This window comes from Pseudomonas helmanticensis, assembly GCF_900182985.1.
Lineage (GTDB): Bacteria > Pseudomonadota > Gammaproteobacteria > Pseudomonadales > Pseudomonadaceae > Aquipseudomonas > Aquipseudomonas helmanticensis.
Map to the genome: position 1 here is coordinate 3,117,816 of NZ_FXUY01000001.1, position 23,447 is coordinate 3,141,262.

The 23,447-nt window shown below is 59.9% G+C and carries 17 protein-coding genes; 5 read left to right on the top strand and 12 right to left on the bottom strand.

The window, feature by feature from the left end; all coding sequences use genetic code 11:
* Positions 1-6 precede the first annotated feature (6 nt).
* The 4 genes from nagA (at position 7) to nagE (ending at position 6,627) form a co-directional block, all read left to right on the top strand.
* Positions 7-1,113, top strand: a complete 1,107-nt coding sequence (gene nagA / locus QOL84_RS14050) for an N-acetylglucosamine-6-phosphate deacetylase (RefSeq protein ID WP_283437576.1) — start codon at positions 7-9, stop codon at positions 1,111-1,113.
* Positions 1,106-2,116, top strand: coding sequence for an SIS domain-containing protein (locus QOL84_RS14055; RefSeq protein WP_430458730.1), 1,011 nt, complete (start codon positions 1,106-1,108; stop codon positions 2,114-2,116). Before nagA ends, QOL84_RS14055 begins: the two co-directional genes overlap by 8 nt.
* Positions 2,117-2,374: 258 nt before the next feature.
* The gene (gene ptsP / locus QOL84_RS14060; RefSeq protein WP_283437578.1) at positions 2,375-4,888 is read left to right on the top strand and encodes a phosphoenolpyruvate--protein phosphotransferase; all 2,514 of its coding nucleotides are present in this window, start codon (positions 2,375-2,377) and stop codon (positions 4,886-4,888) included.
* 23 nt (positions 4,889-4,911) lie between these two features.
* Positions 4,912-6,627: an N-acetylglucosamine-specific PTS transporter subunit IIBC gene (gene nagE / locus QOL84_RS14065; RefSeq protein ID WP_283437579.1), complete on the top strand. Its 1,716-nt coding sequence runs from the start codon at positions 4,912-4,914 to the stop codon at positions 6,625-6,627.
* Positions 6,628-6,677: 50 nt separating this feature from the next.
* Here the strand turns inward: nagE and QOL84_RS14070 are convergent, their stop codons facing one another.
* The 4 genes from QOL84_RS14070 to purL all read right to left on the bottom strand — a co-directional run bounded on the left by QOL84_RS14070 (position 6,678) and on the right by purL (position 13,246).
* Positions 6,678-7,124 carry a hypothetical protein gene (locus QOL84_RS14070; protein ID WP_283437580.1) on the bottom strand — a complete coding sequence of 149 codons (447 nt, stop codon included), beginning with the start codon at positions 7,122-7,124 and terminating at the stop codon, positions 6,678-6,680.
* Between the two features lie 212 nt (positions 7,125-7,336).
* Entirely contained in the window at positions 7,337-7,699 is a 363-nt protein-coding gene (locus QOL84_RS14075) for a DUF6124 family protein (RefSeq protein ID WP_283437581.1), read from the bottom strand.
* 1,333 nt (positions 7,700-9,032) lie between these two features.
* Entirely contained in the window at positions 9,033-9,344 is a 312-nt protein-coding gene (locus tag QOL84_RS14080; protein ID WP_283437582.1) for a YqfO family protein, read from the bottom strand.
* A 5-nt stretch (positions 9,345-9,349) separates the two neighbouring features.
* Positions 9,350-13,246, bottom strand: a complete 3,897-nt coding sequence (gene purL / locus QOL84_RS14085) for a phosphoribosylformylglycinamidine synthase (RefSeq protein ID WP_129389557.1) — start codon at positions 13,244-13,246, stop codon at positions 9,350-9,352.
* A gap of 285 nt (positions 13,247-13,531) precedes the next feature.
* Here purL and mltF point away from each other — a divergent pair, with 285 nt between their 5' ends.
* Positions 13,532-14,992: a membrane-bound lytic murein transglycosylase MltF gene (gene mltF, locus QOL84_RS14090; RefSeq protein ID WP_283437583.1), complete on the top strand. Its 1,461-nt coding sequence runs from the start codon at positions 13,532-13,534 to the stop codon at positions 14,990-14,992.
* Between the two features lie 84 nt (positions 14,993-15,076).
* On the opposite strand, the gene pdxJ is transcribed toward mltF, so the two are convergent.
* The 8 genes from pdxJ to lptF all read right to left on the bottom strand — a co-directional run bounded on the left by pdxJ (position 15,077) and on the right by lptF (position 23,446).
* Complete coding sequence (pdxJ, locus tag QOL84_RS14095) at positions 15,077-15,823, bottom strand: pyridoxine 5'-phosphate synthase (RefSeq protein ID WP_047292711.1); 747 nt, start codon at positions 15,821-15,823, stop codon at positions 15,077-15,079.
* A 47-nt stretch (positions 15,824-15,870) separates the two neighbouring features.
* On the bottom strand, positions 15,871-16,560 hold the full coding sequence (gene recO / locus QOL84_RS14100; protein ID WP_129389549.1) for a DNA repair protein RecO: 690 nt from the start codon (positions 16,558-16,560) through the stop codon (positions 15,871-15,873).
* Between the two features lie 114 nt (positions 16,561-16,674).
* A complete protein-coding gene (era, locus tag QOL84_RS14105; RefSeq protein WP_016771562.1) occupies positions 16,675-17,577 on the bottom strand; it encodes a GTPase Era in 903 nt (300 codons plus the stop codon).
* The gene (gene rnc, locus QOL84_RS14110; RefSeq protein ID WP_129389545.1) at positions 17,570-18,259 is read right to left on the bottom strand and encodes a ribonuclease III; all 690 of its coding nucleotides are present in this window, start codon (positions 18,257-18,259) and stop codon (positions 17,570-17,572) included. Before rnc ends, era begins: the two co-directional genes overlap by 8 nt.
* 182 nt (positions 18,260-18,441) lie before the next feature.
* Positions 18,442-19,296 (bottom strand): signal peptidase I, encoded by an 855-nt coding sequence (lepB, locus tag QOL84_RS14115; protein ID WP_129389542.1) that lies wholly within the window; start codon positions 19,294-19,296, stop codon positions 18,442-18,444.
* Positions 19,297-19,301: 5 nt separating this feature from the next.
* Positions 19,302-21,101 carry a translation elongation factor 4 gene (gene lepA, locus QOL84_RS14120; protein ID WP_129389540.1) on the bottom strand — a complete coding sequence of 600 codons (1,800 nt, stop codon included), beginning with the start codon at positions 21,099-21,101 and terminating at the stop codon, positions 19,302-19,304.
* 172 nt (positions 21,102-21,273) lie between these two features.
* Positions 21,274-22,335 carry an LPS export ABC transporter permease LptG gene (lptG, locus tag QOL84_RS14125; protein ID WP_129389537.1) on the bottom strand — a complete coding sequence of 354 codons (1,062 nt, stop codon included), beginning with the start codon at positions 22,333-22,335 and terminating at the stop codon, positions 21,274-21,276.
* A complete protein-coding gene (gene lptF / locus QOL84_RS14130) occupies positions 22,328-23,446 on the bottom strand; it encodes an LPS export ABC transporter permease LptF (protein ID WP_129389535.1) in 1,119 nt (372 codons plus the stop codon). The genes lptG and lptF overlap by 8 nt, the downstream gene beginning before the upstream one ends.
* Position 23,447: the final 1 nt, after the last annotated feature.

A 23,447-nucleotide genomic window follows, 5' to 3' on the forward strand; every position in this document is an offset into this window, starting at 1 on the left:
AGCGAAATGTCCGAAGACAACATCCTCACCGCCAGCGGCTGGGTTCGCGGCCGGCTGATCCACGAACACGGCAAAGTCGTGTCGATCGAAGGCGTGCCTTGCGATCCGGCGAGCAATGAGCTGCCGTATCTGCTGCCGGGCTTCATCGATCTGCACGTCCACGGCGGTGGCGGCAAAGACATCATGGAAGGCGCCAGCGCTTTCGAAACCATTACCAGAACCCACGTGCGTTTTGGTACCACCTCGTTGCTCGCCACCACGATGACCGCGCCGAGTGCCGAGATCTCCAGCGTCCTGAAGGAAGTCGGCGAGTTCTGCGAACAGCGTCCGCAAGGTGCCGCGCGCGTCCTCGGCGTCCACCTCGAAGGCCCGTACATCAATCCCGGCAAACTCGGTGCGCAACCGAACTTCGCGCACACCGCGTTGATGGCCGAAGTCGAAGAGTATCTGGCGCTGGCACCGATCCGCGTGATCACCATCGCCCCGGAAATCGCCGGTCACGACGCGTTGATTCGTGAATTGAGCAGCCGTGGCGTGCGCATGCAGATCGGCCACACCCTCGGCAGTTACGAGGAAGGCGTTGCCGCAATGGCGGCCGGCGCGACCAGTTTCACTCACCTCTACAACGCCATGAGCCCGCTGCATCACCGCGAGCCGGGCATCGTTGGCGCGGCATTGGCCCACGCCAAATTCGCCGAGCTGATCCCCGATTTGCTGCATGTGCATCCCGGCGCGATTCGCGTCGCCCTGCGCTCGATCCCGTGCCTGTATTGCGTGACCGATTCGACCGCTGCCGCCGGCATGCCTGACGGTGAATACAAATTGGGCAGCCACACCGTGACCAAATGCCTGGGCGGCGTACGCCTGCCCGACGGCACCTTGGCCGGCAGCACCCTGACCATGGATCAGGCCCTGCGCAATCTGGTGAAGATCGGTTTGCCGATCGCCGAGGCTTCACAGCGTCTGTCGCAATTTCCCGCCGATTACCTCGGCATCAACGAACGCGGGCGCCTTGCACCAGGCGCCTGGGCCGACTGCGTGCGGTTGGATCGCTCACTCACACTGACCGCTGTCATGGTCGAAGGAGAAGACATTGACTTCAAAAATGCTTGAGGAGGCGCTGTCCTCGTTCGAGGCCGTGCAAGCCCAACTGCAACAGCTCGACCCGCAAATGATCGAGATCGCCGGACGCCTGCGCCGCCAGCCACCGCAAGTGGCAATGACCGTTGCGCGCGGCAGCTCCGACCACGCGGCGAGCTATTTCGCCTATCTGACCATGCAGCAATTGGGTGTGCCGGTGGCGTCGTTGCCGATGTCGGTGGTGACCATGCAGCAGGCGCCGTTGAAGGTCAGCGGTCAGGTCGCATTCGCCTTTTCGCAATCGGGGCAGAGCCCGGATCTGGTCAACAGCCTGCGTCTGTTGCGCAAACGTGGCGCCCTCAGTGTGTCGATGGTCAACGCTGCCGATTCGCCATTGGAAGCCGCCTGCGAATTCAGCGTGCCATTGCTCGCCGGGACGGAAAGCAGCGTCGCCGCGACCAAGAGCTTTATTGCCACCCTTAGCGCCAGCGCCCGTTTGATCGCGCACTGGAAAGAGGACAGCGAATTGCTCGAGGCCGGCAACGCCCTGCCTGCAGGTTTGCGCGAAGCGGCGAAACAGGACTGGAGCGTGGCCATCGAAGTGTTGCGTGATTGCGAGCGTTTGATGGTCATCGGCCGTGGCGCCGGTTTCGCCATCGCCCAAGAGGCCGCGCTGAAATTCAAGGAAACCTCGGCGATTCAGGCCGAGGCGTTCAGCAGCGCCGAAGTGCGTCACGGCCCGATGGCGCTGATCGATGAACACTATCCGTTGCTGGTCTTCGCCCCTCGCGGCGCCGAACAGGCTGGCCTGCTGAGCCTGGCGGCGGAAATGCGTCAACGCGGCGCCCGCGTGTTGCTGGCCGCGCCGGATGACATCGCCGAGCGCGACCTGACGCTGACCCGCGCCGAACATCCGGCCCTCGATCCGATTCTGGCGATCCAGAGTTTCTACGTGATGGCCGCAGGGCTGGCCGTGGCCCGTGGCATGGACCCGGATCAGCCGCGCCATCTGAGCAAAGTGACCCGAACGCACTAACACCAGTTGATCGATGCCCGACCCGATCGGCGAACACAAAACCGCTGATTGATGCACAACCCTATCGGCGGACGCAAAAACCGCCGATGGATGCACAACCCCTGTCGGCGCACGCAAAACCGTCGATTGATGCACGACTCTGTAGGAGCTGCCGCAGGCTGCGATCTTTTGATTTTGATTCACAAAAAACAGGATCAAAAGATCGCAGCCTGCGGCAGCTCCTACAGGGATCAGCGAAATTACTGATGAGACCGAGCCATGCACAACAACAATAAAGAGCTGACCCTCAGCGCCCCGCTCAGCGGCCCGGTGCTCACGCTCGCCAAAGTCCCGGACGCGGTGTTCGCCAGCGGCGCCATGGGCGACGGCATTGCCATCGACCCGATCAACGACACCCTGTACTCGCCGTGCGCCGGGGTGATCATTCACGTCGCGCGCACCGGCCACGCACTCACTGTGCGCGCCGATAACGGTGCGGAGATTCTTCTGCACTTGGGCCTGGATACCGTTGAACTGAACGGCGAAGGCTTCTCGATGCTGGTCAAGGAAGGTGGCCGCGTGACCAAGGGCCAGCCGTTGTTGCGCTACGACCTGGACAAGGTTGGCCAGCAGTGCAAAAGCCTCGTCAGCCTGTTGATCCTGACCAACAGCGAGGATTTTCAGGTACGCCCGATCACGCTGAAAGCGGTGAAGGTTGGCGAGCCGTTGTTGCACATTGTTGCGCGCAACAGCGTGGCGGCGAATGTCGCGGAAGTCGGCGGACCAGAGGTTCATGGTCATGTGTTGGTGGCGCATCGCGGCGGTTTGCACGCACGCCCGGCAGCGCTGATTCGGCAGACCGCGCAAGGTTTCAAGAGCCAGTCGCAACTGCACTTCGCCGGTAAATCGGCGCCGTGCAACAGCCTGATCGGTTTGATGGGCTTGGCGGTTGGCGAGCAGGATGAAGTGCAGGTCAGCTGTCAGGGCCCGGACGCTGAAGCGGCGCTGCAAGCGTTGCTCACGGCACTGGCCACGGCGTTGCCGGAGGATCATCACGCGGCGGCGCCGACCCACATTGCCCCTCTTAAGCGCCCGGCCGAAGCCGGTGTGCTGCACGGGGTATGCGCTGCGCCAGGTTTCGTCGGTGGGCCGCTGTTTCGCTTGAACGCGATCAGTTTGCCGGTGGATGCGGGCAATCACGATCCGCGGCAACAACAGCAGGTGCTTGAGGTTGCACTGCAACAGGTCAGCAGCGAAATCGACGGTACCCTCGCTCAAGCGAAAAAGCACAAAAATGCCGATGAAGAAGCAATCTTTGCCGCGCATCTGGCGTTGCTTGAGGACCCGGCGCTGCTCGACGCCGCGCAGCAATCCATCGAGCAAGGCAGTGCGGCGACTCACGCCTGGAGCCAGTCGATTGATGTGCAGTGCGAAGTGCTGCAGCACACCGGCAGCGCGCTGCTGGCTGAGCGCGCCAATGATCTGCGCGACCTCAAACAACGCGTGCTGCGTGCGTTGCTCGGCGAAGCATGGAATTACGACGTGCCGGCTGGCGCCATTGTTGCCGCACATGAACTGACGCCTTCGGATCTGCTGCAACTCAGCGCGCAAGGTGTCGCCGGGTTGTGCATGGCCGAGGGTGGCGCGACTTCGCATGTGGCGATTCTCGCGCGCGGTAAAGGTCTGCCGTGCATGGTGGCGTTGGGTTCGGCATTGCTTGACCAGCCGCAAGGCCAATCGGTGGTGCTCGATGCCGATGGCGGTCGTCTGGAACTGACGCCAAACGCTGGGCGCTTGGCTGAAGTCAAGCAGGCGCAAATTGAACGCCAGCAACGTCGCGACGCGCAGCAGGCCAAAGCTCACTTACCGGCCGAAACGCGAAATGGCGTGCACATCGAAGTCGTCGCCAACGTCGCCTCCAGCAAAGAAGCGGCAGATGCCTTTACCAATGGTGCCGATGGCGTCGGCCTGCTGCGAACCGAGTTTTTGTTCGTAGATCGCCAGACCGCTCCGGACATCGAAGAACAGCGCAGCGCTTACCAGGCAGTGATCGATGCGATGGGCGACAAGTCGGTGATCATCCGCACCATCGACGTCGGCGGCGACAAGCAACTCGACTATCTGCCGCTGCCGGCGGAAGCCAACCCGGTGCTCGGCCTGCGCGGTATTCGTCTGGCTCAGGCCCGCCCGGAAATCCTCGATCAGCAACTGCGTGCGCTGCTGCAAGTCAGCCCGCTGCGCCGCTGCCGGATCCTGCTGCCGATGGTCACCGAAGTCGACGAACTGCTGCATATCCGCCAGCGCGTCGACGCCCTGTGTCTGGAACTCGGCATCAGCCAGCGCCCGGAAATCGGCGTGATGATCGAAGTCCCCGCCGCTGCGCTGCAAGCCGAACAACTGGCCGAACACGCCGACTTTCTCTCGATCGGCACCAACGATTTGTCGCAATACACCTTGGCCATGGATCGCGATCACGCAGGTCTGGCCGCCCGCGTCGACGCCCTGCACCCGGCGCTGCTGCGCCTGATCGCCATGACCTGCGAGGGTGCGGCGGTGCACAAGCGTTGGGTCGGCGTCTGCGGCGCCCTCGCCTCTGATCCGCTGGCAACACCCGTATTGATCGGTCTGGGCGTTACCGAACTGTCGGTCAGCCCGGTGCAGATCGGTGAAATCAAAGATCGCGTGCGCCAGGTGCACGAAGCCGAATGCCAGCGCCTCAGCCGCGACCTGCTCAAGCTGAGCAGCGCCGCTGCCGTGCGTCACGCCTGTCATCAACATTGGCCTCTGCGCTAACAAAAACAACAAGGACAAACGCCATGTACCAACTCTTCATCGAAGGCCTGCAACGCCTCGGCCGCGCGCTGATGCTGCCGATCGCGATCCTGCCGATTGCCGGCCTGCTGCTGCGTCTGGGTGACACCGACCTGCTGAACATCGCGATCATTCACGATGCCGGCCAGGTGATCTTCGCCAACCTGGCGATGATCTTCGCCATCGGCATCGCCGTCGGTTTCGCCAAAGACAACAACGGCACCGCCGGCCTCGCCGGGGTAATCGGTTATCTGGTGATGATCTCCACACTGAAGGTGCTCGACGCGAGCATCAACATGGGCATGCTCGCCGGGATCGTCAGCGGCCTGATGGCCGGCGCGCTGTACAACCGCTTCAAGGACATCAAGCTGCCGGAGTATCTGGCGTTCTTTGGTGGCCGGCGCTTTGTGCCGATTGTCACCGGGTTCGCAGCGGTCGGTCTGGGCGTGGTGTTCGGCTACATCTGGCCGCCAATCCAGCACGGCATCAACAGCTTCGGCGCGCTGATGATGGAAAGCGGCAGCATCGGCGCGTTCGTGTTTGGCGTGTTCAACCGCCTGCTGATCGTCACCGGCCTGCACCACATCCTCAACAACATGGCTTGGTTTGTGTTCGGCAACTTCACCGATCCAACCACAGGCGCTCTGGTGACCGGCGACCTGTCGCGCTACTTCGCCGGCGATCCGAAGGGCGGCCAGTTCATGACCGGCATGTTCCCCATGATGATCTTCGGCCTGCCGGCAGCATGCCTGGCGATGTACCGCAACGCCCTGCCGGAACGCCGCAAGGTCATGGGCGGGATTTTCCTGTCGATGGCGCTGACTTCGTTCTTGACCGGGGTGACTGAGCCGATTGAATTCGCCTTCATGTTTTTGGCACCGTTGTTGTACCTGCTGCATGCGCTACTGACTGGATTGTCGATGGCGATTACCAATGCCTTGAACATCCATTTGGGCTTCACCTTCTCGGGCGGTTTTATCGACATGATTCTCGGCTGGGGCAAGTCCACCAATGGTTGGCTGGTGTTCCCGGTCGGTCTGGCTTATGCGGTGATCTACTACTTCGTTTTTGATTTCTGCATTCGTCGCTTCAATCTGAAGACGCCGGGGCGTGAGGATGTGGCTGTCAGTGAAAAAGCCGTACTGACTGACAACGAACGGGCCAGTGCTTACATCAAGGCATTGGGCGGTGCGGATAATTTGGTCACCGTTGGCGCCTGCACTACGCGGTTGCGACTGGAGATGGTTGATCGCAACAAAGCGTCTGATGCTGATTTGAAAGCGCTGGGTGCGATGGCGGTGGTGCGTCCGGGAAAAGGTGGCAGTTTGCAGGTGGTTGTCGGGCCGATGGCGGACAGCATTGCCGATGAGATTCGTCTGGCGATGCCTGCATTGGGGCGTGCTGTTTTGGTTGAAACCGCTGCTGTCGCTGATGAGCCGAAAGTCGTGGCCGTTGCCGGTTCCGAGGCGCAGCAATGGCTGAATGCGCTGGGCGGTGGCGACAATGTGCTGCAACTGGATTGCATTGCGATGACGCGGATTCGCCTGCAATTGGCGGATGGCAAGGCGTTGTCCGAGGCGCAGTTGAAGGATCTGGGGTGTCACGGTGTCAGCCAGTTGGATGGCGGGGTCTGGCATTTGCTGGTGGGTGATAAAGCAGCGAGTTTGAGCGGGGCACTGGAAAGCCTGGTGAATCGTAGCGAAGTTAGCGTGAAGGTTTAATCGAAACAAAAAACCGGCTTAGGCCGGTTTTTGTTGCCGATGGATTCGGCTCAGGATGAATGCTGTTCCGCTTGGTAATGGCGGGTCTGAAATGGCATCAGCGTTTGAACCTTCAATCCAAGACTTTCTGCTAACCCCCAAGAGACCGCCAATTCATCTTTGCGATTGCGTAATGAAGCCTTTGTTTGAGGCGCGACATCCTGCTTCGGTGTCGAGTGTGCGAAAAGCTCCAGCGCATGAAGAGTTTCCAATACGCGGGTATCCGAGACACACGAGAAACGCGTAAATCGCTCCAACAGGTAGGCGGCGCGGCGACGTTCAATGTCATCGCTATGATGTTTCAGAAAGGCCTTCACCTCGCTTTCAACATTTGAATCCGAGTACCAGACTTCTTTCGCAGCATTCACCAGTGCAACGTCATCGGCCTGATTCAGAGGGCTTCTAACGAGGGTGTCCAACGCGGATGAGAGGACGTGAGCGTCATTCACCTTCGGCATCTGCTTTCTCCAGATAGTCTTGCAGCTTAGTCAGAAGAGCTTCGCGAGCAAGCTCGCTCCCACAGTTTTAGTTGTGTTGAGGCTTCGAGAACCGGTTGACTTTCAGGCCGTCATCGCTGGCAAGTCAGGCTCCCACAGGTTCTTCACTGTTCTCAAAATCGTGCACGACCTTGTGGGAGCCGGCCTGCTGGCGATGAACGATGACGCGGTCGTCAGGTTTGTGGATCGACTCGATCCAGTGCCCGGTTTACTGCGAGTTCGGCGAGCATGATGATTTGCTGGATGGCCAGTGCGGTGCTGCGTTGCAAGCCGCCTAGTTCGGTTGCGAAGTTGCTGGCCATGGCGTTTGCTGAGGCCAACGATTCACAGGCGTGGGCGAGCAGGCTTTCGGTGTCGACGCTGGGGTGGACGAGGAACATCGTGCTCGGTTGTCGGGGTTTGGCGGGTTCGGGGCTGAGGTAGAAATCGAGAGCGCGTTTGATGGCTTCGCGGTTTTTTGCCAAGTCTTCGGCGCGGATGGCGGCTTCGAGTGGGGTGGTGGTTTCGGGGGGTGGATCGGGGATCAGTTTTTCCATCGAACAAGTCCTTTGAGTGTTGCAGCCACTTGCTCTCGATCTCACTCGAAGAAGGGTGGCAGCCATGTACGGAGTGAGATTACCGGTAAGGACCCCAAATCCGGCCGGACCGAAGTCCGCCCGCACATAGCCGCCATAAGGACCTGCTGACAGCGTGAGCTGGCCGCAATTATGGGGGCACTTGTCTGGGGATCCAAATCGGGTATCTCACCTCCCGGTCGCTGAATTGGCAGCGACAGGCAAAGACTAGAGAGCGCACGTCCGACGGACAACCTGAAAACCTTGTGGGAAGGTTCTGCTATTTCTACACATATCCAAACAGACCAAAGCAAACCCTCACCCTAGCCCTCTCCCAGAGGGAGAGGGGACTGACCGAGGTGTTTGGTGGATGTACGCCGACGTGAAATACCGAGTCGAATTCAGGTCCTGAAACAGATCAAAAGCCCCTCACTCGCCCCTCCCCCAGAGGGAGAGGGAACTGACCGAGGTGTTTGGTGGATGTACGCCGACGTGAAATACCGAGTCGAATTCAGGTCCTGAAACAGATCAAAAGCCTTTCACTCGCCCCTCCCCCAGAGGGAGAGGGGACTGACCGAGGTGTTTGGTGGGTGTACGCCGACGTGAAATACCGAGTCGAATTCAGGTCCTGAAACAGATCAAAAGCCCCTCACTCTCCCCTCCCCCAGAGGGAGAGGACTGACCGAGGTGTTTGGTGGATGTACGCCGACGTGAAATACCGAGTCGAATTCAGATCCTGAAAAGCCCACAAATCGGCTCCCTCTCCCCTGGGAGAGGGCTGGGCGGGCGGCGTTCCGATGAGGGGCAGCTCCAACACAAATCAAAAGTCGAACCCCGGGCTCCTCACCACTCTAGGCCGAGTGTCAGCTCGCCTGCTCTTGATCTTGATCCACCGGCCCCGTCGGCAGGCTGAGTGGAGGGATTTATCCGGGGGTGGGAGCGCAGCGACCGTTTGGCGCAGCCAAATGCATCGAGAGGAGGTGCAGCGAAGCAAACCGTAGGCGATGCGCCCGGATGAATTCCGGAGCGAAGGAACCCCGAGCTTTAGCGAGTGGGCCGAACGTTGGGGCAAGCCTTTTTGGTTACTTTTGAGGCGTTTGTCAAAAGTGACCCGCCGTAAGGGCGGAACCCTGAGAAGCCGTTACCGCAGCAATGGATATGTACTCGATCAGTCAGAACATTATTGCCTGAGCCGGCACCTTCGCGAGCAGGCTCGCTCCCACATTAAAAACACCATCGCGCAAAAAATCGGGGGCAACAAAAAACCCGCAGACAGTCACTCATCTGCGGGTTTCCTGTTTCAGCAGCAAAAAGATCAGAAATCTTCCAGCCGCCACACCTCATAAGCCGGTGTCTCGTAGGGATGACTAAGCTTCAAAGCCGCCACAACAACAACGATCAACTCATCCGCCACCACAAGCTCAACCTTCCATTCCTCAACCCGCTCAACCTGCCCCGCCTCACCAATAAACGGCTGACTGCCGTCCAAAGGTCGAAACTGACCCAGACCAAGCACCTGCCAAGCACAGTGGTCATAGTCACCGATCCGCCCACCACCCGCAGCGAATACAGCCCCTTTGACCACCTCGACATGACTGTCAGGAACAAAAAACGCCAGCTTGTACACAGGCCTTAGTTCACCCAGACGCGTGCATTACGGAACATACGCATCCAAGGTGCATCTTCGTTCCAGTCTTCCGAACGCCACGAGTTCTGCACGGCACGGAACACACGCTCCGGGTGCGGCATCATGATCGTCACGCGGCCGTCACGGCTGGTGAGACCGGTAATCCCGCGCGGCGAACCGTTCGGGTTGGCCGGATAACGCTCGGTGACCTTGCCGCTGTTGTCGACGAAACGCATCGCCACGCAACCGGACAGATCGGCTTCCAGCAGTGCCTCTTCGCTGGAGAACTCGGCGTGACCTTCACCGTGAGCAATGGCGATCGGCATACGCGAACCGGCCATGCCCTGCAGGAAGATCGAGTTCGATTCCTGGATCTGCACCATCGCCACACGCGCTTCGAACTGTTCGGAGCGGTTGCGCACAAAGTGCGGCCAGAACTCGCTGCCCGGGATCAGCTCGTGCAGGTTGGACATCATCTGGCAACCGTTGCACACGCCGAGGGTGAAGCTGTCGTTACGCTCGAAGAAACCCTGGAACGCATCGCGGGCACGGCTGTTGAACAGTGCCGACTTGGCCCAGCCTTCACCGGCGCCGAGCACGTCGCCGTAGGAGAACCCACCGCACGCCACCAGACCTTTGAACTCGTTCAGGTCGACACGGCCGGCGAGAATGTCGCTCATGTGCACGTCGATCGCGTTGAAACCGGCGCGGTCGAACGCCGCCGCCATTTCCACCTGACCGTTGACGCCCTGCTCACGCAGCACGGCAACCTGTGGACGAATGCCCTTCTTGATGTAAGGCGCGGCGATGTCCTGGTTGACGTCGTAGCTGAGCTTGACGCTCAGGCCCGGGTTGTCTTCTTCCAGCAGCACGTCGAACTCTTGCTCGGCGCAGTCGGCGTTGTCGCGCAGACGCTGGATCTGGTAGCTGGTTTCAGCCCAGGTACGTTGCAGCAGACGACGCTGGCCTTCGAACACGGTGTCACCGTTGAAGGTGATGTTGATCTGGCCATTGTTGATCGGCTGACCGATCACAGAAACGCAGTCGCCCAGACCGGCCGCGCTGAATTGCGCGAGGATGTCTGGCGTGGCGTCCTGGCGAACCTGGATCACTGCACCCAGTTCTTCGTTGAACAGGATGGCGGCGATGTCGGCGGTGGTTTCAGCCAGACCATCAAGGTTCAGGCTCAGACCGCAATGACCGGCGAAGGCCATTTCCACCACGGAGGTCAGCAGACCACCGTCGGAACGGTCGTGGTAAGCCAGCAGGTGACCGTCGGCGTTCAAGCCCTGGATCACCGCGAAGAAGGCTTTCAGGTCTTCGGCGTCGTCGACGTCCGGCGCGTGTTTGCCGAGCTTGCCGTGTGTCTGAGCAAGGATCGAAGCACCCATACGGTTCTGACCACGACCGAGGTCGATCAGGATCAGGTCGGTGGTGCCCTTGTCCATGCGCAGTTCCGGGGTCAGGGTCTGACGGATGTCAGCCACTGGCGCGAAACCGGTCACGATCAGCGACATCGGCGAGGTCACGGTTTTTTCTTCGCCGTTATCGTTCCAGCGAGTGGCCATGGACATCGAGTCCTTGCCCACCGGAATGGTGATGCCCAGCTCAGGGCACAATTCCATACCGACCGCTTTCACGGTGTCGTACAGACGCGCGTCTTCGCCCGGGTGGCCGGCAGCGGACATCCAGTTCGCCGACAGTTTGATGTCGGAGATCTTGTTGATGCGCGACGCGGCGATGTTGGTCAGGGTTTCGCCGATGGCCATGCGGCCCGACGCCGGAGCGTCCAGCAGAGCCAGCGGAGTACGCTCGCCCATCGCCATCGCTTCACCGGTGTAAACGTCGAAGCTGGTGGCGGTGACGGCAACGTCGGCCACCGGAACCTGCCACGGGCCGACCATTTGGTCACGGGCCACGAGGCCGGTGATCGTGCGGTCGCCGATGGTGATCAGAAAGCTTTTGCTCGCCACGGCCGGGTGATGCAGCACGCGTTCGATGGACTCGCTGATGTCGAGGTTCGACGGATCGAAGTCATCGCCCATTTCAGCTTCGCGAACCACCGAGCGGTGCATGCGCGGGGCTTTGCCCAGCAACACTTCCAGTGGCATGTCCACCGGGTTGTTGCCGAAGTGGCTGTCGGTCACGGTAAGTTGCGGTTCAGCGGTGGCTTCACCGACAACGGCAAACGGGCAGCGCTCGCGTTCACAGATCGCCTGGAAGCGCGCGAAGTCTTCAGGGCCAACGGCCAGAACGTAACGTTCCTGGGATTCGTTGGACCAGATTTCGTGCGGGGCCATGCCCGGCTCGTCGTTAGGAATGTTGCGCAGTTCGAAACGGCCACCGCGGTCGCCGTCGTTGACCAGTTCCGGGAAGGCGTTGGACAGACCGCCCGCGCCAACGTCGTGGATGAAGCTGATCGGGTTCTTGTCACCCAGTTGCCAGCAACGGTCGATGACTTCCTGGCAACGACGCTCCATTTCAGGGTTTTCACGCTGTACGGAAGCGAAGTCGAGATCCGCCGAGCTGGTGCCGGTGGCCATCGAGGAAGCGGCACCGCCGCCCAGACCGATGAGCATCGCCGGGCCGCCGAGGACGATCAGCTTGGAGCCGACCAGGATCTCGCCTTTCTTGACGTGTTCTTCGCGGATGTTGCCCATGCCGCCAGCGAGCATGATCGGCTTGTGGTAACCACGAACTTCGTCACCGTGCGGGGTGGTGATCGATTGTTCGAAGGTACGGAAGTAGCCAGTCAGGGCCGGACGACCGAATTCGTTGTTGAACGCGGCGCCGCCGAGCGGGCCTTCGATCATGATGTCCAGCGCGGTGACGATGCGCTCAGGCTTGCCGTACGGCACTTCCCACGGCTGTTCGAAGCCGGGGATCTGCAGGTTCGACACGGTGAAACCGGTGAGGCCAGCCTTTGGCTTGGCACCACGACCGGTTGCACCTTCGTCACGGATCTCGCCGCCGGAACCGGTCGATGCGCCCGGGAACGGGGCGATCGCGGTCGGGTGGTTGTGGGTTTCAACCTTCATCAGGATGTGCACCGGCTCCTGCACCGCACCGTACTGGCGGGTTTCAGGGTTCGGGAAGAAACGGCCGGCAACGTTGCCGACGATCACCGAGGCGTTGTCCTTATAAGCCGACAGAACGCCTTCGCTGTGCATCACGTAGGTGTTCTTGATCATGCCGAACAGGCTTTTTTCCTGGTTCTCACCATCAATATCCCAACTGGCGTTGAAGATCTTGTGGCGGCAGTGTTCGGAGTTGGCCTGGGCAAACATCATCAGTTCGATGTCGTGCGGGTTGCGCTTCAAACCGTTGAAGGCGTCGACCAGATAATCGATTTCGTCTTCGGCCAGGGCCAGGCCCAGCTCGGTGTTGGCTTTTTCCAGCGCAGCGCGACCGCCACCGAGGATGTCGATGGCCGTCAGCGGCTTCGGCTCGGCGTGGCTGAACAGACCGGCGGCCTGTTCGAGGTTGGCCAGCACGATCTGCGTCATGCGGTCATGCAGCACGTCGGCGATCTGCTGGGCTTCGGCTTCACTGAACTGACCGGCCACGTAGAAGGCGATACCGCGCTCCAGACGCTGGATCTTGCTCAGGCCGCAGTTGCGGGCGATGTCGCTGGCCTTGCTCGACCATGGCGAGATGGTGCCGAAACGCGGCAACACCAGAAACAGACGACCGGTCGGCTCTTGTACCGGAACGCTTGGGCCGTACTTCAGAAGGCGCGCTAGCACCTGCTGTTCGTCGCCGGTCAGGACGCCGGTGACTTCGGCGAAGTGAGCGAATTCAGCATACAGGCCACTGACAGCTGGAACCTTCTGGCTCAGTTGCTCAAGGAGTTTGCTGTGGCGAAAGGCAGAAAGGGCAGGAGCGCCGCGCAGGATCAACATCTTCGGGACAGCCTCGGGAAGGGGTGTGCTTTGAGGCCGTGCATTCTAGCCTAAACCGCCCCCAACATCACCCGAAACGCTACGCACGGTTGCACTCGGGTATCAATCTGTGTTTCCGACTCCAAAGTCAGGTAAATCGGCGGTTTGAGACCTGCTTATTTTTACTGTAACAAAAACCCGCGAAGCCCCGTTCCTGCTGGGTTTCGTGCGGTTTTGTGACGACCAGCAGAGTCATCCTGCACTGTCGAGATATGGCGCCAGTGGCCGTTTGCGTATACTGCGCACATGTTTTTCCCAACGGCTTTGCGTCCGCGGTACGCCAAATGGCTGATCGCAACCGGACTCTTCCTGATGCTCAGTGGCTGTGTTGATAAACCCAACACGCTGGAGCGCATAAAGGAGGATGGTGTGCTGCGCGTGATTACACGCAACAGCCCCGCCACCTACTTTCAGGATCGCAGCGGTGAAACCGGCTTCGAATACGAGCTGGTGAAGCGCTTCGCCGACGATTTGGGGGTCGAGCTGAAGATCGAGACCGCCGACAACCTCGACGACCTTTTCAATCAGATCGGCAAACCCAACGGCCCGGTACTCGCCGCCGCCGGTCTGGTCAGCAGCGAGCATCGCAAGCAACAGGTGCGCTTCTCCCACTCCTATCTAGAAGTCACCCCGCAGATCATCTATCGCAACGGCCAGTCGCGCCCCACCGACGCGGGCGATCTGGTCGGCAAGAAGATCATGGTGCTCAAGGGCAGTACCCACGCCGAGCAATTGGCGGAGCTGAAAAAGAAATATCCAGGAATTGAATACGAAGAATCCGACGCGGTTGAAGTGGTCGACCTGCTGCGCATGGTCGATGAAGGCCAGATCGATCTGACCCTCGTCGACTCCAACGAAGTGGCGATGAACCAGGTGTACTTCACCAACATCCGCGTCGCCTTCGACCTTGGCGATGCCAGCAACCAGAGTTGGGCCGTGGCGCCGGGCGAAGACAACAGCCTGCTTAACGAGATCAACGCTTATCTGGACAAGGTGCAAAAGAATGGCACCCTGCAACGTCTGAAAGATCGCTATTACGGCCACGTTGACGTACTCGGTTACATGGGCGCGACCACCTTCGCCCAGCACTTGCAGCAGCGCCTGCCGAAGTACGAACAACACTTCAAGAATTACGCGAAGAAAGAGAAAGTCGACTGGCGCCTGCTGGCGGCGATCGGTTATCAGGAATCGCTGTGGCAGCCGACCGTCACCTCGAAAACCGGTGTGCGCGGGCTGATGATGCTCACGCAGAACACCGCACAGGCGATGGGCGTGTCCAACCGCCTCGACCCGAAGCAGAGCATCATGGGCGGCGCCAAGTACCTGGCGTACATGAAGGATCAGCTCGACGATTCAATCAAGGAACCAGACCGTACATGGTTTGCCCTGGCGGCCTACAACGTTGGCAGCGGTCATCTGGATGACGCGCGCAAACTGACAGCCAAGGAAGGCTTGAACCCGGACAAGTGGCTGGATGTGAAGAAGATCCTGCCGCGTCTGTCGCAGAAGCAGTGGTACAGCAAAACGCGCTATGGCTATGCCCGGGGCGGCGAGCCGGTGCATTTTGTGGCGAACATTCGACGTTATTACGACATTTTGACTTGGGTGACCCAGCCGCAGCTTGAGGGTGATCAGGTAGCTGAGGGCAATCTGCATGTGCCGGGCATCGACAAGTCAAAACCGGCGCAAGAACCTGCCCCCCTTTAAAAGTAAAAGATCGCAGCCTTCGGCAGCTCCTACAGGGTTATGCGTACACCTGTAGGAGCTGCCGAAGGCTGCGATCTTTTGATCTTAGCCCTTGAGAGCAGCAGCCAGAATCAGCGCTTTCATCTCGGACACGGCAGACTTGAAGCCGACGAACAAGGCATGCGCCACCAGCGCATGGCCGATGTTCAGTTCATTGATGCCTTTGATCGCCGCCACCGCTTCAACGTTGTGGTAATGCAAACCGTGACCCGCGTTAACGATCAAGCCTTGGGCCAGACCAAACGCCACGCCATCCGCCACACGCTTCAATTCTTCAGCCACTTCAGTCGGGGTTTCGGCATCGGCGTAACGACCGGTGTGCAACTCGATGGCCGGCGCACCGACGCGCTTCGACGCGGCGATCTGGCGCTCGTCGGCATCGATGAACAGCGACACTTCGCTGCCGATCTTCGACAGACGTTCAACCGCAGCCTTGATCCGTTCTTCCTGCCCCGCTACATCAAGGCCGCCTTCAGTGGTCAGCTCCTGACGGGTTTCCGGGACCAGACAGATATGCGCCGGGCGAATCCGCTCGGCGAACGCCATCATTTCTTCGGTGACGCCCATTTCGAAATTCATGCGGGTTTGCAGCACATCCTTGAGCAGCAGTACATCGCGCTCCTGAATGTGTCGGCGGTCTTCGCGCAGGTGCACGGTGATGCCATCGGCGCCCGCCTCTTCCGCGTCCAGTGCAGCCTTGACCGGATCCGGGTAGCGCGTGCCACGGGCCTGACGCAGGGTGGCGACGTGGTCGATGTTCACGCCAAGAAGAATGCGATTGCTGGTGGTCACGGATGCGCTCCTGAATTGAGAGATTCGGCGCACAGCATACGGGGTGATCAGGGCTTGCGAAACAATTCGCGACTGACGAGAGGACGACCGCCCAGATGAACGGCCAATGCCTGACGCATCAAGCGCTTGGCGGCGGACAGCGCGCCGGGGGCGGTCCAGTCGGCTTCGGCCATGGCCAGCAACTCAACACCGTTGAACAGGCCGGGCTGCAGCAGGAAAACCCGTTCCAGGCCCGCATCCACTTGCAAACGGTAGAGTCCATCCGGAGCGATGGGCTCGCCGTGAACATCGGTATTCAGTGAAAAGCCGTAACCGAGATCGTCCAATAGTCGCCACTCGAAAGAGCGCAGCAATGGCTCCAGCGGACGGCCTTCAGCCAATGCCAGCAAGGTCGCGGCGTAGTGATCGAATACGCCCGGGTGCGGATCTTCTGCAGGCAGCAAGCGGATCAGCAGTTCATTGAGATAGAGACCGCTGAACAGCGCCTCACCGTTGAGCCACGCCGAAGTGCCGGCACTTTCCATGCGCCCGACATTCTTCAATTCGCCCTTGCCGCGAAACTCGACTTCCAGCGACACGAATGGCCGCGCCAACGTCCCGGCCTTGCCTCGCGCACTGCGCAACACCGCCCGCAGCCGACCTTGCGGCGTGAGGAAATCCACCAGCGCACTGGTTTCACGGTAGGCGCGACTGTGCAGGACGTAGGCGGGTTGGGCGGGAGGCGGGTTTTGCGACATGAACGTTGTTTCCCGATCAGGGATTGCAAAAAAGATCGCAGCCTTCGGCAGCTCCTACAGGCTTACGTCATGTAGGAGCTGCCGAAGGCTGCGATCTTTTGATCTTCGAATCGCTTACAGGTCGCCGTAACCCAGCGAACGCAGTGCGCGCTCGTCGTCGGACCAGCCGCCCTTCACCTTTACCCACAGGTTGAGCATGATCTTGGAGTCGAACAGCAGCTCCATGTCCTTGCGCGCTTCGGTGCCGATGCGCTTGATACGCTCGCCCTTGTCGCCAATGATGATCTTCTTCTGGCCGTCACGCTCAACGAGGATCAAGGCGTGGATATGCAGGGTCTTGCCCTGCTGCTTGAACTCTTCGATTTCGACGGTGATCTGGTACGGCAGCTCGGCGCCCATCTGGCGCATGATTTTCTCGCGTACCAGTTCGGCGGCGAGGAAGCGGCTGCTGCGGTCGGTGATCTGGTCTTCCGGGAAGAAGTGATCGTTCTCCGGCAGGTGATCGGCAATGACCTTTTCCAGCGCTTCGAGGTTATGCCCGTGCTGTGCGGAAATCGGAATGATCTGCGCGTTCGGCAGTTGTTCCTGCAGCCAGCTCAGGTGCGGCATCAGCTCGGCTTTGTCTTCGATGCGATCGGTCTTGTTCAGCGCGACGATCAGCGGGCCGGTCACGTACTGCACGCGTTCCAGCACCATCTGGTCTTCATCGGTCCACTTGGTGCGGTCAACGACGAAGATCACCACGTCGACGTCTTTCAACGCGGCCGAAGCGGTTTTGTTCATGTAACGGTTCAGGGCCTTTTCGCCACCCTTGTGCATGCCCGGGGTGTCGACGTAGATCGCTTGCACGTCACCCTCGGTTTTGATCCCGAGCATATTGTGGCGAGTGGTCTGCGGCTTGCGCGAAGTGATCGCGAGCTTCTGGCCGAGGATGTGGTTCAACAACGTCGACTTGCCGACGTTGGGACGGCCGACGATGGCAACATAGCCACAGCGAGTTGCGTTTGTATCAGTCATTGCCATTCTCCACGCCCAGGGCAATCAGTGCTGCGGCGGCCGCTACCTGTTCGGCAATACGACGGCTCACACCCTGACCTCGGCTTTTTTCATTCAGTAAGACAACTTCGCACTCGACGAAGAAAATTCGGCAGTGCGGCTCGCCCTGGATATCCACCACTTCGTAGCGTGGCAGATCGCAACCGCGCGATTGCAGGTGTTCCTGCAGACGGGTTTTCGGATCCTTGTTGGTATCGACCAGCGTCAGGCCTTCGAACTCGCCAGCCAGCCAGGCCAGGACGCGTTCGCGTGCCATGTCCATACCAGCATCGAGATAGATGGCGCCGATCAACGCTTCGAGGGCATCGGCCAGAATCGATTCGCGACGGAAACCGCCGCTCTTCAGTTCACCGGAGCCCAATCGCAGGTAATCGCCCAGGTCGAAACCGCGTGCCAGGACGGCCAGCGTCTCACCTTTCACCAGACGTGCGCGCAAACGCGACAACTGGCCTTCGCGGGCCAGCGGGAAGCGGTCGAAGAGCGCCTCGCCAGCGACGAAGTTGAGGATGGCATCACCGAGGAATTCCAGGCGTTCGTTGTTGCGCCCGGCAAAACTGCGGTGCGTAAGGGCCAGCAGCATCAGCTCCTGATCCTTGAAGGTGTATCCGAGCTGACGCTCGAGACGGCTTAGAGAAACGCTCACGGTTTACCCACGCTGAGTTCGTGGCTGGATTCCACCGCCATCGCCGGGATACGGCGCAGGCCTGGGACAATTAACGCTGTGTTCAAAAATTACATCCTGAATATCGTGGCTTCATGCCCCGGAGCCGATTGTGCTGGCTCCAGAAATGCATTCGGCGCTGTGGTCAACAGCGCCGTGTGTGATTACTTGATCAGGCCAACCCGCGAGAAATTCGGCAGGTGACTGAGTTTCGGTTCCGGCCAGCTCATCCAGACCGCGAAGGCCTTGCCGACGATATTCTGGTCGGGAACCATGCCCAGCAGATCCTTGGGAATGTTCGGATCATCCCAGTAGCGACTGTCGTTCGAATTGTCGCGGTTGTCGCCCATCATGAAGTAGTGCCCGGCAGGCACTGTCCACGAACGGTCCGGTGTGGCGCGGTAGCGGCTCATTTCCTTGCGGATCAGGTGCTCTGCGGCGCCGAGTTTTTCTTTGTACAGTTCAGCGCTGCCCAGCGTGCCCGGCTCGGAGCCGACCAGCTGCTCGGCGATCGACTCGCCATTCACAAACAGGTGCTTGTCGGCGGTGTAGCGAATCGTGTCGCCCGGCAGGCCGACTACACGCTTGATGTAGTTGACGTTCGGGTCGCTCGGGTAGCGGAACACCATGACATCGCCGCGCTGCGGATCACCGACTTCGATGATTTTCTTGTCGATAACCGGCAAGCGGATACCGTAGGAAAACTTGTTCACCAGAATGAAGTCGCCAACATCCAGCGTAGGCTTCATCGAGCCGGACGGGATCTGGAACGGTTCCACCAGGAACGAACGCAGCACCAGCACGATGAACAACACCGGAAAGAACGACTTGCCGTATTCAACCAGCAGCGGCTCTTTGTTGAGTTTCTCGACAACCACGACATCAGGCTGACCGACACTGCCCTGATAAGAGGCAATGGCGGCACGCCGACGCGGTGCCAGGATCAACAGATCAAGCAACGCCAACAGGCCGCAGACGAACACGGCGATGACCAGCAACAGCGGGAAATTTAGTGACATAGGACCTAACTATCCAACCTGAGCACTGCAAGGAAGGCTTCTTGTGGAATTTCCACGTTACCGACTTGCTTCATGCGTTTTTTACCGGCCTTTTGCTTCTCGAGCAGTTTCTTCTTACGGCTGACGTCACCACCGTAGCATTTGGCCAATACGTTCTTTCTGAGTGCCTTGACGGTTGTCCGTGCAACGATCTGACCACCAATGGCAGCCTGGATAGCCACGTCGAACATCTGACGAGGAATCAGTTCTTTCATCTTCTCGGTCAACTGGCGACCTTTGTAGTGCGAGTTGTCACGGTGCACGATCAATGCGAGCGCATCGACCTTGTCGCCGTTGATCAGCACGTCCAGTTTCACCAGATTAGCCGATTGGTAGCGATCGAAGTGGTAGTCCAGCGAAGCATAGCCACGGCTGGTGGATTTGAGACGGTCGAAGAAGTCGAGGACCACTTCGTTCATCGGCAAGTCGTAAGTGACCTGTACCTGATTGCCGAGGAACAGCATGTCGACCTGGACGCCACGCTTCTCGATGCACAGGGTGATGACGTTGCCCAGATGCTCTTGCGGCACGAGGATGTTGGCCCGCACGATCGGCTCGCGCATGTCTTCGACAGACGAGATATCCGGAAGCTTCGACGGGTTATCGACGTAAATCGTCTCACCGGTTTTCAGCACCAGCTCGAAGATTACCGTCGGCGCCGTGGTGATCAGGTCCAGGTCGTACTCGCGTTCGAGGCGCTCCTGGATGATTTCCATGTGCAGCATGCCGAGGAACCCGCAACGGAAGCCGAAGCCCAGTGCGTCGGAGCTTTCCGGGGTGTATTGCAGCGACGAGTCGTTGAGGGTCAGCTTCTGCAGCGCTTCGCGGAAATCCTCGAAGTCGTCGGAGCTGACCGGGAACAGACCGGCGTATACCTGTGGCTGGATGCGTTTGAAGCCGGGCAGCACTTCAACGTCCGGGGTCGAGCTCAGGGTCAGGGTGTCACCGACCGGTGCACCGTGAATGTCCTTGATGCTGGCGATGATGAAGCCCACTTCGCCGGCCTTGAGGTCAACGGTGGCGGTGTGTTTCGGGTTGAATACGCCAACGCTGTCGACCAGGTGGATCTTGCCGGTCGATTTGACGAGGATCTTGTCGCCCTTCTTCACGCGGCCATGACGCACGCGCACCAGGGAGACAACGCCCAGGTAGTTGTCGAACCAGGAGTCGATGATCAACGCTTGCAGCGGATCTTCGATGTTGCCGGTCGGCGCAGGAATGGTCTGCACCAGACGCTCGAGCACTTCGTCGACACCGAGGCCGGTCTTGGCGCTGCAGGTGACGGCGTCGGTGGCGTCGATGCCGATGATCTTCTCGATCTCGTCCTTGACGCGATCGGGATCGGCCTGCGGCAGGTCGATCTTGTTCAGCACCGGCATGACCTCGAGGCCCTGCTCGATGGCGGTGTAGCAGTTGGCCACGGACTGGGCTTCAACACCCTGACCGGCATCGACCACCAGCAACGCACCTTCACACGCTGCCAGGGAACGGCTGACTTCATAGGTGAAGTCGACGTGGCCCGGGGTGTCAATGAAGTTCAGTTGGTACTTGATGCCATCTTTGGCCGTGTAATAAAGGGTGACGCTATGGGCCTTGATGGTGATCCCGCGTTCACGCTCCAGATCCATGGAATCCAGTACCTGGGCTTCCATTTCACGTTCGGCCAGGCCGCCGCACATCTGGATGAAGCGATCGGCCAGCGTCGACTTGCCATGGTCAATGTGGGCGATGATGGAGAAATTGCGGATATGACTCAAATCACTCACGGATCAACACTCAAAAAGGCTGCAGGCATAGCCCGCCGAAAAATAGCCGGGAATTGTACCTGATACACGGCGCAAGCGTCACGTTCACCTGTCACCCGGATTGCATGCAAAAACGCCCCGATCTGTCGACCGAGGCGTTTTCGAGATTACAGCGCAGGTAAAAATGCGCGCATCAACCGGCTCTTCGCAGCAGCCAGACACCTGCCAGCGCACAGACACCGGCCGGGACCAGCACCGCAAACAGCGGCGAGAAACCGAACACCAGGCTGGAAGGGCCGAGCAAGTCCTGGACAATACGGAAGGTGAAGCCCACCAGTACGCCAGTGAATACGCGCTGCCCCAGCGTTACCGAGCGCAGCGGGCCGAAGATGAAAGAGATCGCCATCAACACCAGCGCGGCCGTCACCAGCGGTTGCAACACCTTGACCCAAAATGCCAGCCAGTAGCGGCCGTTGCTCAGGCCTTGCTCAGCCAGATAGTGGATATATCCCCAAAGGCCGCTGATCGACAACGATTCCGGCGCCATGACCACAGTGCTGAGCAATTGCGGACTGAGCGACACGTCCCAACGCTCGGTCGGCGTGTTCACCACTTCGGTGCTGCGCTCGTGGAACATCGTGGTGGTCACGTCGGTCAGCTGCCAGTGATCGCCGTCGAACTCGGCTTTCTTCGAGAAGCTCGAACTCAGCAGATGCCGTTCCTTGTCGAAGTGGTAGCGGGTCACGCCATACAGCAGGCCGTTCGGTTGCACGGCGTTGATGTGGATGAACTCCTCACCCTGACGGTGCCACATACCGTGCTTGGCACTTTGCGCATCACCGCTGCCTTGCGCCAGCGAACGATTGGCCTGAGCCATGCTTTCGGTGGCCGGGGCGACGTATTCGCCGATCAGCACGCCGGCCAGCATCAGTACCAGCATCGGCTTCATGACGGCCCAGACGATGCGGCCAATCGATACGCCAGCGGCACGCATGACCGTCAGCTCACTGCTGCTGGCCAGACTGCCGAGGCCGATCAGGCAGCCGATCAATGCCGCCATCGGCAGCATTTCATAGAGTCGACGTGGCGCGGTCAGCAGAACGAAGCTGAGCACATCGAGCAGCGTGTAGGTATCGCTGACATCGCCCATTTCATCGATAAAGGCAAACAACGTCGCCAGGCCCAGAATGATCGCCAGCACGGCGATGATCGCCATGAACACGCTGCTGCCGATGTAGCGGTCGAGTTTAACCACGAGCCACCTCCAGCGCTGCGCGACGACTGGCCATCTTCAGGCGCAGAGGTTCCCAATAAAGCAGGCCGATGCCGATGATCAGGAAGATCGCATGCACCCACCACAAGCCGAGGGCCGGCGGGATCTTGCCTTTTTCAAGGGCGCCGCGGGCGGCAATCAGGATGGTCAGGTAAGCCATATAAAGAAGAATCGCCGGCAGCAGCTTGAGGAAACGCCCTTGACGCGGGTTCACGCGCGACAGCGGCACCGCCATCAGGGTCACGATAAACACCAGCAGCGGCAGGGACAGACGCCATTGCAGTTCGGTTCTGGAGCGGATGTCGTCGCTGCTCAGCAGCGCCGACGTCGGCATGGCGTCACGGTCGGTGACTTCTTCGCTGACATCCGGCTTGGGCAGCAGCACGCCATAGGTTTCGTAGTGAATGGCGCGGTAATCGGCCTGACCCGGGCTGCCGTCATAGCGATAGCCGTTATCGAGGATAAGGTAGCGATTGCCGTCGGGACGCACTTCCTGACGCCCCTTCTCGGCCACCAGTACGGAAATCCCGCGATCCTTCTGATTGGCGCCGAGGTTTTTCTGCGAGATGAATACACTGCCCAGATTGACGCGATCGTCACTCAGGGTTTCGGTGTACGTCACCCGGGTGCCGTCGCGCAGTGCCTGGAAGCGGCCCGGCTCGAGGGTGTCGAATTCGGTCAGGGCATCCTGCTTGTTCAGCAGCAACTGAAACTGATTGGCGCCTTGCGGGGCCAGGCCGAGGCTCAGCCACGCCACCACCAGCGCCACCAGCGTTGCCGGAAACAGCGTCATGCGAAACAGCTTCTGCTGGCTCATGCCGGTCGCCGAAAGCACGGTCATTTCGCTTTCCAGGTACAGGCGACCGTAAGCCAGCAGGATCCCGAGGAACAGGCCCAGCGGCAGAATCAGTTGCAGGAAACCCGGCAGGCGATAGCCCATGATCAGGAACAGCGAGCCCGGATCGAGCTGGCCGGCAGCGGCCTGAGCAAGGTATTTGATGAAGCGACCGCTCATGATGATGACCAGCAGCACAGCACTCACTGCGCTGAGGGTCAGCAGGACTTCGCGGGACAGATAACGGAAGACGATCAAA

Excerpts from the sequence above, each read along its gene's own strand:
- nagA (WP_283437576.1), top strand. The coding sequence starts at position 7 with ATGTCCGAAGACAACATCCTCACCGCCAGCGGCTGGGTTCGCGGCCGG.
- QOL84_RS14055 (WP_430458730.1), top strand. The coding sequence starts at position 1,106 with ATGCTTGAGGAGGCGCTGTCCTCGTTCGAGGCCGTGCAAGCCCAACTG.
- ptsP (WP_283437578.1), top strand. The coding sequence starts at position 2,375 with ATGCACAACAACAATAAAGAGCTGACCCTCAGCGCCCCGCTCAGCGGC.
- nagE (WP_283437579.1), top strand. The coding sequence starts at position 4,912 with ATGTACCAACTCTTCATCGAAGGCCTGCAACGCCTCGGCCGCGCGCTG.
- QOL84_RS14070 (WP_283437580.1), bottom strand. The coding sequence starts at position 7,124 with ATGCCGAAGGTGAATGACGCTCACGTCCTCTCATCCGCGTTGGACACC.
- QOL84_RS14075 (WP_283437581.1), bottom strand. The coding sequence starts at position 7,699 with ATGGAAAAACTGATCCCCGATCCACCCCCCGAAACCACCACCCCACTC.
- purL (WP_129389557.1), bottom strand. The coding sequence starts at position 13,246 with ATGTTGATCCTGCGCGGCGCTCCTGCCCTTTCTGCCTTTCGCCACAGC.
- mltF (WP_283437583.1), top strand. The coding sequence starts at position 13,532 with ATGTTTTTCCCAACGGCTTTGCGTCCGCGGTACGCCAAATGGCTGATC.
- recO (WP_129389549.1), bottom strand. The coding sequence starts at position 16,560 with ATGTCGCAAAACCCGCCTCCCGCCCAACCCGCCTACGTCCTGCACAGT.
- era (WP_016771562.1), bottom strand. The coding sequence starts at position 17,577 with ATGACTGATACAAACGCAACTCGCTGTGGCTATGTTGCCATCGTCGGC.
- lepB (WP_129389542.1), bottom strand. The coding sequence starts at position 19,296 with ATGTCACTAAATTTCCCGCTGTTGCTGGTCATCGCCGTGTTCGTCTGC.